General features: G+C 53.6%; 14 protein-coding genes. 6 read left to right on the top strand and 8 right to left on the bottom strand.

What is annotated here, in order from left to right:
- Nucleotides 1-129 precede the first annotated feature (129 nt).
- Entirely contained in the window at nucleotides 130-672 is a 543-nt protein-coding gene (locus ACH1XZ_RS05850; RefSeq protein WP_395594761.1) for an isochorismatase family protein, read from the bottom strand.
- 253 nt (nucleotides 673-925) lie between these two features.
- On the opposite strand from ACH1XZ_RS05850, the gene ACH1XZ_RS05855 reads away from it, so the two are divergent.
- The gene (locus ACH1XZ_RS05855) at nucleotides 926-2,269 is read left to right on the top strand and encodes a cation:dicarboxylate symporter family transporter (protein WP_395594762.1); all 1,344 of its coding nucleotides are present in this window, start codon (nucleotides 926-928) and stop codon (nucleotides 2,267-2,269) included.
- A 44-nt stretch (nucleotides 2,270-2,313) separates the two neighbouring features.
- On the opposite strand, the gene ACH1XZ_RS05860 is transcribed toward ACH1XZ_RS05855, so the two are convergent.
- Complete coding sequence (locus ACH1XZ_RS05860) at nucleotides 2,314-2,940, bottom strand: hypothetical protein (RefSeq protein WP_395594763.1); 627 nt, start codon at nucleotides 2,938-2,940, stop codon at nucleotides 2,314-2,316.
- Between the two features lie 158 nt (nucleotides 2,941-3,098).
- On the bottom strand, nucleotides 3,099-3,890 hold the full coding sequence (locus ACH1XZ_RS05865) for a PhzF family phenazine biosynthesis protein (RefSeq protein ID WP_395594764.1): 792 nt from the start codon (nucleotides 3,888-3,890) through the stop codon (nucleotides 3,099-3,101).
- 273 nt (nucleotides 3,891-4,163) lie between these two features.
- Between ACH1XZ_RS05865 and ACH1XZ_RS05870 the strand changes: the two genes are divergently transcribed.
- A complete protein-coding gene (locus ACH1XZ_RS05870; protein WP_395594765.1) occupies nucleotides 4,164-4,781 on the top strand; it encodes an alpha/beta fold hydrolase in 618 nt (205 codons plus the stop codon).
- Here the strand turns inward: ACH1XZ_RS05870 and ACH1XZ_RS05875 are convergent.
- Together ACH1XZ_RS05875 and ACH1XZ_RS05880 are read right to left on the bottom strand one after the other, a co-directional pair.
- Entirely contained in the window at nucleotides 4,778-5,350 is a 573-nt protein-coding gene (locus ACH1XZ_RS05875; RefSeq protein ID WP_395594766.1) for a TetR/AcrR family transcriptional regulator, read from the bottom strand. The genes ACH1XZ_RS05870 and ACH1XZ_RS05875 overlap by 4 nt on opposite strands.
- A gap of 95 nt (nucleotides 5,351-5,445) precedes the next feature.
- Nucleotides 5,446-6,309 carry an arginase family protein gene (locus tag ACH1XZ_RS05880; RefSeq protein ID WP_395594767.1) on the bottom strand — a complete coding sequence of 288 codons (864 nt, stop codon included), beginning with the start codon at nucleotides 6,307-6,309 and terminating at the stop codon, nucleotides 5,446-5,448.
- A gap of 291 nt (nucleotides 6,310-6,600) precedes the next feature.
- Here ACH1XZ_RS05880 and rstB point away from each other — a divergent pair, with 291 nt between their 5' ends.
- Both rstB and tus read left to right on the top strand, forming a co-directional pair.
- Nucleotides 6,601-7,902, top strand: coding sequence for a two-component system sensor histidine kinase RstB (gene rstB, locus ACH1XZ_RS05885; RefSeq protein ID WP_395594768.1), 1,302 nt, complete (start codon nucleotides 6,601-6,603; stop codon nucleotides 7,900-7,902).
- Between the two features lie 86 nt (nucleotides 7,903-7,988).
- Nucleotides 7,989-8,921 carry a DNA replication terminus site-binding protein gene (gene tus / locus ACH1XZ_RS05890; protein ID WP_395594769.1) on the top strand — a complete coding sequence of 311 codons (933 nt, stop codon included), beginning with the start codon at nucleotides 7,989-7,991 and terminating at the stop codon, nucleotides 8,919-8,921.
- Here the strand turns inward: tus and fumC are convergent.
- Both fumC and fumA read right to left on the bottom strand, forming a co-directional pair.
- Nucleotides 8,918-10,321 carry a class II fumarate hydratase gene (gene fumC / locus ACH1XZ_RS05895; protein WP_395594770.1) on the bottom strand — a complete coding sequence of 468 codons (1,404 nt, stop codon included), beginning with the start codon at nucleotides 10,319-10,321 and terminating at the stop codon, nucleotides 8,918-8,920. The two genes, tus and fumC, sit on opposite strands and share 4 nt — an antisense overlap.
- A 105-nt stretch (nucleotides 10,322-10,426) precedes the next feature.
- Nucleotides 10,427-12,073: a class I fumarate hydratase FumA gene (gene fumA, locus ACH1XZ_RS05900; RefSeq protein ID WP_035897082.1), complete on the bottom strand. Its 1,647-nt coding sequence runs from the start codon at nucleotides 12,071-12,073 to the stop codon at nucleotides 10,427-10,429.
- Between the two features lie 199 nt (nucleotides 12,074-12,272).
- Here fumA and manA point away from each other — a divergent pair, with 199 nt between their 5' ends.
- Both manA and ACH1XZ_RS05910 read left to right on the top strand, forming a co-directional pair.
- A complete protein-coding gene (gene manA, locus ACH1XZ_RS05905) occupies nucleotides 12,273-13,451 on the top strand; it encodes a mannose-6-phosphate isomerase (RefSeq protein ID WP_395594771.1) in 1,179 nt (392 codons plus the stop codon).
- 99 nt (nucleotides 13,452-13,550) lie between these two features.
- Complete coding sequence (locus tag ACH1XZ_RS05910) at nucleotides 13,551-15,062, top strand: YdgA family protein (protein ID WP_395594772.1); 1,512 nt, start codon at nucleotides 13,551-13,553, stop codon at nucleotides 15,060-15,062.
- Between the two features lie 103 nt (nucleotides 15,063-15,165).
- Here the strand turns inward: ACH1XZ_RS05910 and ACH1XZ_RS05915 are convergent, their stop codons facing one another.
- Nucleotides 15,166-16,194, bottom strand: coding sequence for a Mal regulon transcriptional regulator MalI (locus tag ACH1XZ_RS05915; RefSeq protein WP_395594773.1), 1,029 nt, complete (start codon nucleotides 16,192-16,194; stop codon nucleotides 15,166-15,168).
- Between the last annotated feature and the right edge of the window lie 4 nt (nucleotides 16,195-16,198).

A 16,198-nucleotide genomic window follows, 5' to 3' on the forward strand; every position in this document is an offset into this window, starting at 1 on the left:
CACCAGGCAGCATAAAATGCTAGGTGAAAAACTATAACCCTCGAGAGAAGCGACACCACTACCTTCAAAAACAGCGTGTTTATGCTACTAAGAGAACAATAAACACGCTGTCAGCCATATTTTATAAAATCAGTGACTCTGCAACACCAGTTCAGCCGCGTTAACACCGCTGGCAAAGCCCGCTTCCAGCAATCCAAGCGTGACGTTGAAGATGTTCTCTGCGCTCAGTCCGGCATTTTCTAGCGGGAAACTCAGGACAGCATCGCGCACCACCGTCATTTTGAAGCCCAAATCGGATCCAGAGCGAACCGTTGAGTTCACGCAAAAACCGGCCACGGCGCCAATCACCGTCAGCTCGGTTATCTGTGCCCGCTGCAGCCAGCCCTGAAGGTGGGTAGAACTAAACGCTGAAGACGTCTGTTTAATCCAGACCGTTTCCTCGCCCTGCTCTTCAAAGCCGACGACGGGAGGATAATGCGGTGAACTTTTATGTAGGTCAGAATCCGGTTCCGTTGTTTCGTGACGAACGTGAATCACCGGTTTTCCGGCTGAGCGGAAAGCGGCAATAACGGATTTCATGTTTTCAATGCTGTTAGCGGGAAAATAGGTTATCCCGCGCGCGATTCTATCGCTGACAAACCGTTGCATATCAATAACCAGTAAAGCCTGCATACTGCCCCCGAATGGAGAGAAAAAAACAACCTACGAGATCCCTGTGCTGAAAACAAGCCGCCAATGATGGTGTAGACCGTAAATAGCATCAGGGGGCAGCAAACGCATAAAATCACACTTTTTGTGTGACATTGCAGAGTTTTACTCTTTATAATTCGCCGCGTCATTATTATCCATCCGGGATAATAGGTTAATTAATTGAAAACAACTCTTTCCGGCATTTCAGGTGCTGAATGGGGCAAGAGGCTTAAAGATGTTCACTACGCTCGCGTATATTGCGCTTTTTTTGATCTGCTCATGGGGCATTTTCGAAATAGATAAACGCAGTCAATCGCTCTCCCGCTCGGTCTTCGTCGCCATTTTCATGGGTGCGATCCTTGGGCTCTCTCTTCACTTTATCTCTTCTGGCAGCAAAGCCACTATTATTGATTGGTATAGCGTCATTGGTAACGGGTATGTGAATTTATTAAAATTGGTCGCGATTCCGCTGATCTTTATTTCCATTCTGTCTGCCATTAATAAGCTCGAAAATAACGCAGGGATCGGCAAACTGTCCCTGACTATTGTCGCTTGTATGCTAGTGTTGGTCATGATCGCCGGATTTATTGGCCTGACAACCGCCCACGTTATTGGGCTCAACGCCAGCACCTTCGGGCAGATGCAGTCCACCTTAACGGCTGATGACGTCTCGAAAACGGCCGCCGTTTCACTGCCACAGCTCATCACGTCATTAATTCCAACCAACCTTTTCCTTGACCTGACCGGTGCAAGAAGCGTTTCGGTGATCGGGATTGTGATATTTACCCTGCTGGCGGGCGTTGCACTTCTGAAAGTGAAGAAAGAGGCACCGGAAGAAGGTGAAAAATTAAGCGTCGGGATTAATGCCATTCAATTCTGGGTAATGAAGATGGTGCGTATCGTTATTGCGCTCACGCCTTATGGCGTGCTGGCATTAATGGCAAAAGTCTTCTCCACTTATCAGTTGGCGCAATTTACCAGCCTGCTTGGCTTTATTGTTGCCTGCTATCTGGCGGTGGCAATGATGTTTATTGTGCATGCGATTTTGCTGGTGCTGAGCGGTCATAATCCGCTGCGCTATTATAAAACCGTCTGGCCAGTGCTGACCTTTGCCTTTGTTTCCCGCAGCAGCGCGGCGGCCATTCCGCTGGCGATTACCGCGCAGGAGAAATTCGGCGTACCGGGTACTATTGCCAATATCGCCGCCTCATTTGGCTCCAGCATGGGACAAAACGGCTGTGCCGGGATTTATCCGGCGATTATGGTGGCCATGATTGCGCCAACCCTGGGTATCGATCCGTTCTCAGTGCATTTTTTGTTGACCTTGCTCCCCGCCATCGCGCTGGGTTCCATCGGTGTGGCAGGCGTTGGCGGCGGCGGAACATTTGCCGCGCTGATTGTCCTCTCCACTCTTAATTTCCCGGTCGCGTTGGTCGGTATCTTTATTGCAATTGAACCGATTGTCGATATGGCACGTACAGCGCTGAACGTGAATGGTTCAATGATGTCCGGGGTTATTGCTACCCGGCTGTTGAATAAAAACGAAGCGGAACAAGAAAAACCGGTTTCCGTTAACTGATAAAACACGCCTCAGTGCCCTGAACGCTGAGGCGCGTTACATCGCTATTGATAAGCGATCGTTAATTTCGTTTCTGCAGTTTTATCCGCACGCATAAAATAGTGCGTCATCATTAGCAGCCCTATCATGAACGGCGTTTCATACAGCTCTTCCATCATATCGGCATAATGCAGATCGCGAACAAACAGCGGTGCCAGCAAACGATGATGTTCTACAGTATCCGAGATTAAGAACGTGGCCACCGTGACCACCAGCAACCAAAGCGGTATTGGTTGTTCCTTCATCCGTCGCTTAATTTCGCTACGCAAGTTACGCGACAGCAGCGACAGCAGCAGTGCGCCAATCAATATGACCGAGATAATTTTGAAAACAATATGCGGTACCTGCGGAAAATAGACGCGTCCCCAACTGGTGCTTCGTCCCAGTAAAACCACCCACCACAGCGCGGCCCACAGCCAGAACTGCTTTGCACCTTCGGGGCGCGAGAGCGGTCTGATATACCAGACGGTAAACAGCGCACCACACAACAACCAGAGCGCCTGGCCATTCTCAATCCAGGCCACCACGACGCCACCCAGCAGCGGAACGTGCCAGTCCGCAGCAAAAGGAAATAGCACCGATAAACCAGCAAGCAATACGACGGAAGCCGTCAAACGAGTATCAAATTTCATAACTAGTATTCATGAAAACAATGTAAACCTGATACTAATAATAAATTTTTGCCCCTCATTAGCATTGGATGCGATCTTCTTAAGGTTATCTTAATGTTCGCATAAAACGCGAAAAAAAGCGGTTGAACACAACCGCCCCATGCGCGCTTGCACGATACCTACCGTAATAGCACTTTACCTATCAGGTACGTAGTGGCCTGCCCACCGATGTGCACGCGATCCCCCGTAAACTGACAGCGTAACTCCCCGCCACGCTCAACGCCTTGATGCGCCAGCATGTTCGTTTTGCTGAGTTTTTCCGCCCAATAAGGGATCAGCATGCTATGGGCTGACCCCGTAACAGGGTCTTCCGCAACGGCTTCGCCAGGACAGAAGAAACGGCTGACAAAATCGTATGTTCCCTCGCCTTTGGCGGTCACGCAGACCATTTTCCCCAGCGGGATCATGGCATGAATATCCGGGCGCAGCGCCTCTACCTGTTGCTGATTTTCCAGCACAATCAGATAGTCACGCGCGACGCGAGCTTCTTTGTATTCTGTTATCCCCAATGCTTCCAGCAATAACGCTGGGGGAACCACGGGTTCTGTTTTCCAGGCGGGAAAATCAAGCGTTAACCACTCACCGTTGCGGGTCACCGTGAGCGGCCCGACGAATCGAGTATCGAAATGAATCGTCGCCTCGGGGTAATCAAGATATTCAAAGATAACGTGAGCGGCAGCCAGGGTTGCATGGCCGCAGAGGTTAATCTCCCCCTGAGTCGTAAACCAACGCAGCTCAAAACCATTATCATTGGTGACAAAATAGGCGGTTTCCGACTGGTTATGCTGCTTTGCCATGTTTAATAATGTCTCATCCGGCAACCATTCGGTCAGCGGGCAAACCGCAGCGGCATTGCCCTCAAACGTTGCGGTAGCAAAAGCATCTACCATATAAAAATCAATTTGTTGCATAGCATTTACCTCAAATGTAGCGCGGATATTTGCCTCTTATCCAGGCGAGGAACGACCCAATTTCTTTTTTTTATGCACTCACCACCCTATCAGATCGCATTGTTGTCGCTCCAGACTTTCTCGCCTTTCAGTAAGTTATCTGATTTGATAGCACCAGGACTTCCTCCAACGATAAAGGCTCACGCCGATGATTTTAAGCCACGCTTTCCAGATACCGTTTCAGGATAAACGCCTTTACGCAGAGAGCCGCTGGGGGCAAACGGTCATCTCCTCATGCTCCACGGGGGAGGAAAAGACCGTACGGTTTTCTATAAATACCGTGCGCTGCTGGATGCGCTAGGTTTTGGCACCACCATATTTGATTTTTTAGGCCATGGGGAGACCGGTGGCGATATGCACGACTCATCGCTTTTGAGCCGCACAATGCAGGCGAAAGCAGTGATTGATTATCTCGAACCCGAGGTGACAGGTTGCATTGGCGTGAGTATGGGCGCGTACAATGCGCTGCAACTGAGTCGGGAGGTGCTGTTCAGGTCGTTAATTCTGATGGTGCCCGGCGTCTATACGCCCACAGCCTATAACATCAATTTTGGTCCTGACTTTTCGAATATTATTCGCCAGCCGCGAAGCTGGGCACAAACCGATGCCTGGCGCTTAGCGGCTGAATTTAGCGGACGTTTACTGGTTATCGCCGCAGAAAATGACAGCGTGATCCCTGCCGATATCCCAGAAAGACTAGTATCAAGTACCGTGAACGCTGCAGCCCGCGAACGTATTACGATTCCCGGGGCTGACCATAACACTATCTGGCAAAGCCTCATGCTTTCGCCCGAACAGTATGAAAAAGTGTGCCTGGCATTTGAGAAATGCTTATCCGGTCAAGCGGGTTAGCGCAGCAATTTTGCCATTAAATCAGGGAATATCGGCACATCGACGCCCAGCGAAAACGCCGGATTAATCGCCTTACGGGCAATTAAACCATCAATAAACGCAAACAGAATAATGGTCATTTCTTGCGGGTTAAGATCCCGGCGGAACTCGCCTGCGGCAATACCGTGCTCGATGATTGTCGCGAGGCTTTGCCGCATGATGGTGTCGCTGGCGATAAAGGTGTCCTGCAGTTCAGGGTTCCGTGAAGATTCCGCCATAATTTCAACCCACAGACGATGCGTCACTGGATAACCTACATCGCTGATGCAGGACGCGACCTGATGACAGAGGCGGTCAAAATAGGTTCCCGTTGCGGCTTCTTTATGGCTAGCCAGCGCGGTGTTTTGTTCTTCCAGCACGATAGCCCTTATCAGCTCATCTTTGCCTTTAAAGTAAGTGTACATTGCGCCCTGGCTGATACCGGCTCGGGTAGAAATCTCGCGCACGCTGGTCGCGCTGAATCCTTTTTCGGCAAAACAGGCTGCGGCCGCGGTAATCAGCTTATGGTACGTTTCGGTATCCTTTGACATATATAACCTTTCCCATCATTAATGGCCCTGACTTTACCGTCCTTTAAAGGTTGGAGCCAGCGTTTAGCGCCACGCGCTGGCCCTCAATTCGGCCATTATTTGAGTAACGGTAAGCCGTTAAGCATGTTTTTGAGGTTCAGCATATCCCACGGCAAATGTTCGGCGAGCGTAAGCCCGACAGCCTCTGCTTTTGACGTCGCCAGATTAACCAGCATAAGTACCTCCTCAATGGTCAGCTTACCTTCAGCTACATCGCCAAAGTCATGCTCGCCACGCCCCGGTTGAGCAAACAAAACGGATCGGAAAAATGCGGGATCCAGAACGTCCAGGTCGATGTGAATCGCCAGATATTCGATTTTCTCCCGGTCTATCCACTCCAGCACCTCCTGAGCCCCCGCTCTGACGGCTTCCGGGCTTGATGTCGCGATATTACGGTGTGTCAGATATTCACTTTCGTAAGCCAGAGGGTCATGGATACCGGCAATCATCACTTTTTCAGGAGAAAGTGTATTGGTGACATGAGCCACTAAGTCATTATCGCCCGTCCCCAGTAGCGCTCCCAACACATGTGCATGCGCATTCGGATACTGCACCGCCGTCTGGACGTCAGGATGAGAGTCAATCCAAAGCACACCCAGCTTATTGCCATATTTATTGAGCAAATGCGCAAACGGCGCGAGCGATACTAAACAATCGCCGCCTAACACCACAATGGACTCAGGATTATGTTTCTCAATAAGCCTGGCGGCGTCATTCAGTTGGCGGAGTATCTGCGTTTTCCCTCTGATACCATCGACTTCAGCCAATGGGGTGTCATCCGACAAAGCCACGGGGACTTCGTCAACCGGGCCTGTGGGTTTAGGGGCAAGGAAGGAGAGCAGCAGCGAGCCAAGATGATATGGCGGGTTGTTCCCTCCCTGCCATTGTGGGAATAAAAGTCGAAGCGTTTTTCTGGACATTGTTAACCTACCGTTGGAATCGAGGGTGGCGTCTGGTGATATTGGCACCACCAAATGAATGAACGTTCATTCATTATCTATTGAGTAAGAAAGAGATGCAAGCCAGGTCACTTCTCGAATGAAACAGAAATCAGTTTGCGATTGCGTCCATGGGTATGCAGAAATGCGTTATACAGTGTACTCTGCCTGGATAAGCGCGATGATCGGTGTCAGACAGCAGGGTTCCCGCGGTCAGACATCCTCTCGTTAAGCGAGTGCAAAGCTAACACATTGAACGTTCGGTGATTTTCCATGAAAAAACTGTTTGTGCAGTTTTACCTTTTACTGTTTGTCTGCTTTCTGGTCATGACCATGCTGGTCGGGTTGGTTTATAAGTTCACCGCCGAACGGGCCGGTCGTCAGTCGCTTGACGATCTGATGAAAAGCTCCCTATATCTGATGCGTAGCGAGCTACGTGAAATCCCGCCGCGCAACTGGAGCAAAACGCTCAACGAGCTTGATCTTAACCTGTCGTTTGACCTGCGTATTGAGCCGCTAAGCAAATTCCAACTGGGCGAAAGTTCCATGAAGCATCTGCGGGCGGGCGATATTGTGGCGCTGGACGACCAGTACACCTTTATTCAACGCATTCCACGCAGCCACTACGTGCTGGCCGTCGGGCCAATACCCTATCTGTATTTTATGCATGAGATGCGGCTGCTTGATATTGCGCTGATGGCATTTATCGCGATTTCCCTCGCCTTTCCGGTCTTTATCTGGATGCGACCCCACTGGCAGGACATGCTGCGACTGGAAAGCGCCGCGCAGCGCTTCGGCGAAGGTCATCTGACCGAACGCATTCACTTTGACAGTATGTCCAGCTTCGAGCGTCTTGGCGTTGCCTTTAACCAGATGGCAGATAACATCAATGCGCTGATTGCCAGCAAAAAGCAGCTGATTGACGGTATCGCCCACGAACTGCGAACGCCGCTGGTGCGCCTGCGCTATCGCCTTGAGATGAGCGAAAACCTCACCGAAGCTGAGTTGCTGGCGCTCAACCGTGATATCGGTCAGCTTGAAGCATTGATTGAAGAGCTGCTGACCTACGCGCGCCTCGACCGTCCACAGACCGAACTCTCTCTGACATCGCCTAACCTGCCACAATGGATTACCGCACACGTTGAAGATGTTCAGGCCGTCAATCCGCAGCGTGAAGTGACCGTCAACCAGATAACGCCTGGGGATTACGGCGCGCTGGATATGCGCCTGATGGAGCGCGTGCTGGATAACCTGATTAATAACGCCATGCGTTACAGCCAGTCGCAGATTCAGGTCAGCCTGACGCTGCACGGCAGCCAGGCGTGTCTTCAGGTCGACGATGACGGCCCCGGCATTGCTGAAGGCGAGCGCGAGCGCGTATTTGAGCCGTTCGTCCGCCTCGACCCAAGCCGCGACCGGGCCACCGGCGGCTGCGGCTTAGGGCTGGCTATCGTTCACTCTATCGCCGTGGCGATGGGCGGACAGTCGCACTGCGACGTTAGTCCATTGGGCGGCGCACGGTTCAGCCTGACCTGGCCTATTTACCACCACATTTCCCTGCCCGCGGCTAGCTGACCGCGGTTTGCACGGTGCCAGATTCTGGCTTATAGTTAGCGGCACTGACAGTATGTTGTAACTAATTTCCTTACGGAGAGCGAATCATGGCCAGCTACGACCTCGTTGAGCGTTTAACCGACACCTTTCGTCAGATAGAGCGCAACCTGCTGGCACTGCGCGACGAACTCTCTGACTGTCGCCTGCTCACTGCGCGAATATTTGAGCTACCGGAAGTCAAAAAAAACGCCGAGCACGCCCCGCTATCCCAGATTCAGGTCGTTCAACATCTGGGGCAAACCGCCTTTGAAATGGCGCTGAAGCATTTTAATCATCTGTTTATTCAGCAGCAGTCTGAGAACCTCAGTAGCAAAGCTGCGGTGCGCCTTCCCGGCGCTATCTGCCTACAGACAACGACCGAACAGCATGAAGCGCTCATTGCTCGCGTACAGCACATCAATGCGTTAAAGGCAGCGCTGGAGCAGATAATCACCGTGGATTCCGGCCTGCCGCCGGTGGCGCGTTTCGAGTGGGTACACCGCTATATTCCCGGTTTGATCACCCTCAACGCCTACCGCTCGCTCACCCTGCTCTCCGACCCAAGCACCATTCGCTTTGGCTGGGCGAACAAACATATCATTAAGAATTTAACTCGCGATGAAGTACTGGCGCAGTTAGAAAAAAGCCTGAAATCTCCGCGCGCAGTCCCACCGTGGACGCGGGAACAATGGCAGTCGAGGCTGGAGCGAGAATATCAGGACATTGCCGCGCTGCCGCAGCAGGCAAAGTTGAAAATCAAGCGCCCGGTGAAGGTACAGCCTATTGCTCGCGTGTGGTACGCCGGTGAGCAAAAGCAGGTGCAGTACGCCTGCCCTGGCCCGTTAATTGCGGTGATTTCCGGGCGCAATGGTGTCAGCGTGCCGGATCTTGGCGAACTGCTGAACTACGATGCCGATAACGTACAACACCGGCACAAGCCAGAAGCGCAGCCGCTTAAGTTGATGATTGAGCGGCTGCACCTGTGGTTAGCGCCGGATTAACCTCCGCTGACCTGACTGCCGACCATCTCTTCTGGCCGCACCCAGCGGTCAAACTCCTCGGCGCTGAGGTAACCTAACGCCAGCGCCGCGTTCTTCAACGTCAGCCCCTCTTTGTGCGCTTTCTTGGCAATCTCCGCCGCTTTGTCATAGCCGATGTGGGTGTTCAGCGCCGTCACCAGCATTAACGACTCGTTAAGCAACTGGTCGATACGTTCGCGGTTAGGCTCAATCCCCACCGCGCAGTGCTCGTTAAAGCTCTCCATACCGTCAGCCAACAGGCGCACGGATTGCAGTACATTGTGGATGATCATCGGGCGATAAACGTTAAGCTCGAAGTTGCCGGACGCACCGCCGATATTGACCGCCACATCATTGCCCATCACCTGGCAGCACAGCATGGTCATCGCTTCACACTGAGTCGGGTTCACTTTCCCCGGCATGATCGAGGAACCCGGTTCGTTTTCCGGAATAGAAAGTTCGCCGATGCCGCAGCGCGGGCCAGAGGCCAGCCAGCGCACGTCGTTGGCAATTTTCATCAGCGATGCCGCCAGACCTTTCAGTGCCCCATGCGTATGCACCAGCGCATCGCAGGTGGCTAATGCTTCAAATTTATTCGGTGCCGTGATAAATGGCTGCCCGGTTAACGATGCCAGCTCTTTTGCCACGCGCACCGCATATTCCGGGTGGGTATTTAAACCGGTCCCCACCGCGGTGCCGCCTAAGGCTAACTCGCTGAGGTGTGGCAGGCTGTGTTCAAGGTGGCGGCGATTGTGCTCGAGCATCGCCACCCAGCCGGAAAACTCCTGGCCCAGCGTCAGCGGCGTGGCGTCCTGTAAATGAGTACGGCCAATTTTGACGATGTCACGGAAGCTTTCGGATTTCTGGCGCAGCGTCTCCTGCAACACCGCGAGCTGCGGTAGCAGATGCTCGCGAAGCGCAATCAGCGCCGCCACGTGCATCGCCGTTGGGAAGACGTCGTTCGAGCTCTGGCTTTTGTTCACGTCATCATTCGGGTGAACCTTACGCGACATACCGCGCTCGCCGCCCAGCAGTTCACTGGCGCGGTTAGCCAGCACCTCGTTCATGTTCATATTACTTTGGGTGCCGGAGCCGGTCTGCCAGATAGCCAGCGGGAACTCATCGGGGTGCCGATCTTTCAGGACTTCATCGGCGGCCGCCATAATGGCTTCAGCCTTATCCGCCGCTAACAGGCCCAAATCCAGGTTAACCTTAGCCGCCGCGCGCTTGGTCAGCGCCAGGGCATAAATCAGCGAAAGCGGCATTTTCTCGGTGGAGATCCGAAAATGCTCCAGTGAGCGCTGGGTTTGCGCGCCCCACAGTTTGTCAGCAGGAACCTCAATCGGCCCCATCGAATCGCTTTCGCGGCGTGACGTTGTCATTACCTTCTCCTTGAATTCAAAGTGATTGTGAAGTGACATTGCTCTTGCGAAAAAGATAAGTATGGACGGAGAAACAAAAACCGCCCCGAAGGGCGGTAAAAGAGATTACTTCACGCAGCGGGCGCACTGCGACGCCTGAATCTGCTGGAAGAAGTCGTTGCCTTTGTCATCCACCAGGATAAACGCCGGGAAGTCTTCCACTTCAATTTTCCAGATGGCTTCCATACCCAGCTCCGGGTACTCCACGCATTCCAGACTCTTAATACTGCTTTGCGCCAGCACCGCCGCCGGGCCGCCGATGCTACCGAGGTAGAAGCCGCCGTGCTTGTGGCAGGCGTCGGTCACCTGCTGGCTACGGTTACCTTTTGCCAGCATGATCATACTGCCGCCTTCCGCCTGTAGCTGATCGACGTAGGAGTCCATACGCCCTGCGGTGGTTGGGCCAAGGGAACCAGAAGCATAGCCTTCAGGGGTTTTTGCCGGGCCCGCATAGTAGATCGGGTGATCTTTAATGTACTGCGGCAGCCCTTCGCCTTTGTCCATGCGCTCTTTCAGCTTAGCGTGTGCAATATCGCGACCCACGATGATAGTGCCGCTCAGCGACAGACGCGTAGAGACCGGGTACTGAGAGAGTTGCTTGAGGATGTCGCTCATCGGACGGTTCAGGTCAACTTTCACCGCTTCGCCTTCACCCGCTTTACGCAGCGATTCCGGAATGTATTTACCTGGGTTGTTTTCCAGTTTCTCAATCCAAATGCCGTGGCGGTTGATTTTGGCTTTGATGTTACGATCCGCGGAGCAGGAAACGCCCATCCCAACCGGGCAGGACGCGCCGTGACGCGGCAGACGCACCACACGGATATCGTGAGCGAAGTATTTACCGCCGAACTGTGCGCCGAGGCCCAGGTTCTGCGCTTCAACCAGCAGCTCTTTTTCAAGCTCAACGTCGCGGAATGCCTGGCCGTGTTCGTTACCTTCGGTTGGCAGACCGTCGTAGTATTTGGTCGACGCCAGCTTCACGGTTTTCAGCGTCGCTTCCGCCGAGGTACCGCCAATCACAAAGGCAATATGGTACGGCGGGCAAGCCGCAGTGCCGAGAGTACGCATCTTCTCAACCAGATAATTTTTCAGCTTGGCTGGGGTAATTAACGCTTTGGTTTCCTGATAGAGGTAGGTTTTGTTCGCTGAGCCACCGCCTTTGGCGATGCACAAGAACTTATATTCATCGCCATCAACGCTGTAGAGGTCAATCTGCGCCGGCAGGTTGGTCCCAGTGTTGACCTCTTTGTACATATCCAGCGGCGCGTTTTGCGAGTAGCGCAGGTTATCTTCGATAAACGTATCGTAGACGCCACGAGCCAGGGCCGCTTCATCACCACCACCGGTCCAGACGCGCTGGCCTTTTTTACCCATGATGATCGCGGTGCCGGTGTCCTGACAGGTTGGCAGGATACCTTTCGCCGCGATATCGGAGTTGCGCAGGAACTGCAGCGCCACGTATTTGTCGTTTTCGCTGGCTTCCGGGTCGTTCAGGATGTCGGCGACCTGCTGCTGATGCGCGGGGCGAAGCATGAAGGAAGCATCGTGGAAGGCGTGTTTAGCAAGAAGCGTCAACGCTTGCGGGGCAACTTTGAGGACTTCCTGCCCTTCAAATTCTGCGACGGAAACGTAGTCGTTGCTTAACAGGTAATACTCGGTCTCATCCTTTTCTAACGGAAAAGGATCCTGATAATAGAAAGGTTTATTCGACATTGTACTCTCACTTACTGCTTTGATGATGTTATGAAGGGCAGTCTTTCCATTTGCCCAGGTTAAAAGCGAGTTACCCTATCGTACACAATTTTTTAACAAAAACTGAGACAAGTACGACTTTTTATTTCTACGGCATACGGCAGCGCATTTTTTTGCTTTAATACGACCCAAAGAATCCACATTGAAACAGGGCTTGATAATGCAAAAACTCATCAACTCAGTGCAAAACTATGCCTGGGGTAGCAAAACTGCGTTAACGGAACTCTACGGAATGGCCAATCCTGACGGTCTGCCAATGGCCGAACTCTGGATGGGCGCACACCCGAAGAGCAGCTCAAAGATTACCGACAGCCACGGCACCGTGCAGTCGCTGCGCGACGTTATCGATGCCGATAAAACCGCGCTGCTGGGCGCTAACGTTGCCAACCGCTTTGGCGAGTTACCTTACCTGTTCAAGGTGCTTTGCGCCGCACAACCGCTCTCTATTCAGGTCCACCCGAGCAAAAAAGCAGCGGAAGCGGGTTTTGCCAAAGAAAACGCCGCTGGGATCCCGCTGGATGCCGCAGAACGTAACTACAAAGATCCAAACCACAAGCCGGAGCTGGTGTTTGCGCTGACGCCGTTCCTGGCAATGAACGCTTTCCGTGAATTTGCCGAAATCGCGACCCTACTTCAACCGGTTGCCGCTGCCAATCCGCTTATCGGTAAGTTTATCGCCCAGCCAGACGGCGAACGTTTGAGCGCGCTGTTCGCTGGCCTGCTGAATATGCAGGGTGATGAAAAAGCACAGGCGCTGAAGGTACTGCGCACCGCGCTGGAAACCCAGCAGGGTCTCGCCTGGGATGCCATTCGCCTGATAGCCGAATTCTATCCGGACGATAGCGGCCTCTTCTCTCCGCTGCTGTTAAACATCGTTCAGCTCAACCCGGGTGATGCCATGTTCCTGTACGCCGAAACCCCGCACGCTTATCTGCGCGGCACCGGCCTTGAAGTGATGGCAAACTCCGATAACGTGCTGCGCGCGGGTCTGACGCCGAAGTATATTGATATTCCGGAACTGGTCGCTAACGTCAAATTCACTGCTAAACCGGCAAACGAGCTGCTGACCCAGCCCGTGCTGCGCGGCGATGAAATGGACTTCCCGATCCCGGTTGAAGATTTTGCTTTCTCCCTGCACGCTCTGGGTGACAACGCCGCGACGTTGACTCAGGACGGTGCCGCCATTCTGTTCTGCGTTGACGGCGAATCCGTACTCAGCAAAAACGACCAGCGTCTGGTGTTAAAACCGGGTGAATCCGCGTTCGTCGCGGCGAATGAATCGCCGATTCAGGTCAGCGGTAACGGTCGTTTAGCGCGTGTATATAATAAGTTGAAGTAAATACTGAAGTTTCAGGACAGGCTTGCTACTCTTTTGCATAGCCTTATGACTCGACCAGGCGGCTGTCCCGCCTGGTTTCATTTTTATGGATAAAACACGATGAAAAAAACGCTGGTTGCCGCAGGTATTATTGTCGCTTTAGGGGTGGTCTGGACAGGTGGAGCCTGGTACACGGGCAAACAACTGGAATCGCATATTGCGGATATGGTGTCTCAGGCAAACGCACAGCTTAAGCTGAGCGCGCCGGAAGCCGGTCTTGAGATTAGCTATCAGGACTACCAGCGTGGTGTTTTCAGCAGCCAACTGAAAATGGTGGTGAAGCCGCTGGCAGGCGCTGAAAATTCATGGTTAAAAGCAGGTCAAAGCGTGGTTCTGGATGAATCCGTTAGCCACGGCCCTATCCCACTGGCCTCGCTGAAGTCCTTCAACCTTGCCCCGGCGATGGCAAGCGTGAACACCGTGCTGGTCAACAATGAAGTGACCAAGCCGCTGTTCGACCTCGCCAAAGGGCAATCTCCGTTCGATATCAACACCCGCATCAGCTACAACGGCGACACCGAATCCGCCATTGCGCTCAAACCGCTGGATTATGAAAAAGATGCCGAGAAGGTCACCTTCAGCGGCGGCGATTTCGTGCTTTCTGCGGACAGCCAGGGTAGCCTGGTATCACTGACCGGGGAAGCCAAAAGCGGCCAGGTCAATGCGGTAAACGAATACAATCAGAAGGTTCAGTTCGTCTTTAACGGCCTGAAAACCGACGGCTCCAGCAAGCTGACGACGTTTGATGAGCGCATCGGTGACCAGACCCTCTCCCTGGAACGCCTCGCGGTCTCTGTTGAAGGTAAAGATCTGGCTGAGTTAACCGGTATGCGTATTGCCGGGAAGTCCTCCCTGACGCCTGACGGTAAAAAGATTAACAGTCAGCTCGATTACACGCTGAATAACCTCAAGCTGCAAAATCAGGATTTCGGCAGCGGGCAGCTAACGCTGAAGGTTGACGGTATCGACGGCGTAGCAATGCATCAGTTCAGCCAGCAGTATCAGGCGCAGACTCAGGCGCTGATGGCACAGCCGGATCTGGCGCAAAACCCTGAGCTGTATCAGCAAAAAGCGGTCGACGCGCTGTTCAGCACCCTGCCTATTCTGCTGAAAGGCGACCCGGTTGTGACACTGTCACCGCTGAGCTGGAAAAACGCGAAAGGCGAAAGCGCGCTGAACCTCTCCCTGGCGCTGAAAGACCCGGCACAGGCTACCGGTGAAGCAACCACGCTGGCGCAGCAGGTCGATCGCGGTGTGAAATCACTGGATGCCAAACTGTCTATTCCGATGGATATGGCAACCGAGCTGATGACTCAGGTCGCGCGTCTGGAAGGTTATCAGCAGGAAGATGCCACCAAGTTAGCCACTCAGCAGGTTCAGGGGCTGGCGGCGATGGGTCAGATGTTCCGTCTCACCACCACTCAGGACAATGCGATTAGCAGCAGCCTGCAGTACGCTGATGGGCAGGTGACGCTGAACGGGCAGAAAATGCCGCTGGAAGACTTTGTCGGGATGTTCGGCATGGCGGGCTTAGCCCAGCCGGCAGAACCCGTAACCCTTCCTGCACCATAATCAAAAAAAGCGCCTTTAAGGCGCTTTTTTATTACCGCAATAATGCACACCAGCATCATGTAGCCCGGCCAAGCATAGCGACGCCGGGACATGCTCCGCCCCCCTATTTCCGCGCCACCAGCCGCGGCGGCATAATCAGGTTTCTGGCCGCGCCTTGCCCGGTATCAATTCGCTGTAAAATCCGCTCGGCAACGCTTTGCCCCATTTCACGCGCAGGTGTCGTCACCCAGGTCAGCGGCACATCGTCCAGCGCCTTTTCCGGCACATCAGCAAACGCCGCCAGCGCCACGCGCTGCTCAAAATAACTCTCAACGCTATCTTCGCCGCTCTGCTTACCCGCCCGCATCAGGCCAAACCACGCGCCCATAGCTATCACGCTGTTGTAGCACAGCACGGCGCTAATGGTCGGGTTGTGCCGCAGCAGGCCGGTAATAGCTTCCGATGCCTGCTTCTGGCTGGTTTCACACTCCAGCACCCATTCGCTATGGAACGGCAGACCGTACTTAATGAGCGTGGAGCAGTAGCCGCCGACCCGCTCAGCACGGGTTAACGATGAGCTTTGCCCACCGAGCCAGGCAATGCGCTGATGCCCGCGGCGGATCAGATGTTCGGTCACCAGTTGCGCCGCCTGCATATTGTCCGGGCGAATAATATCGACTTCATCGAGGTAGCTGGCGCGAGACGCGAACACCAATGGCGTTTCGGTTTCTGCCGCTTTGGCCCGCAGTTCGGCGGCTTGGTCGACCGAACCGGCGATCACCACACCGTCAACGCCCTGCGACACCAGCGCGTCGAAACGTTGCAGCATCTGCTCGCCCCGCTTGCCACCCTGGGTCAAAAACACCATTTTGCCCTGCGATTCGAGAGCAGCGGTCATGCCCGCCGTCAGTTCAGCATAAAACGGCGACGAGAGATCGCCGACAATCAGGCCAATCACTCCCGTCTGCCCGCCGCGTAACGAGACGGCCTGACGGTTGCGCACAAACCCCAGCTGGTCGATAGCCTGGTAAACGCGCTCACCCGTCGCGGAAGAGATTCGCCCTTTACCGCTGAGAACCAGCGAGACGGTACTGACGGACACGCCGGCCGCCAGTGCTACATCGTTAATGGTGACTTTTTTTGCAATCGCCATGGTT

The organism is Kluyvera chengduensis, from assembly GCF_044197065.1.
Classification (GTDB): Bacteria; Pseudomonadota; Gammaproteobacteria; order Enterobacterales; family Enterobacteriaceae; genus Kluyvera; species Kluyvera ascorbata_C.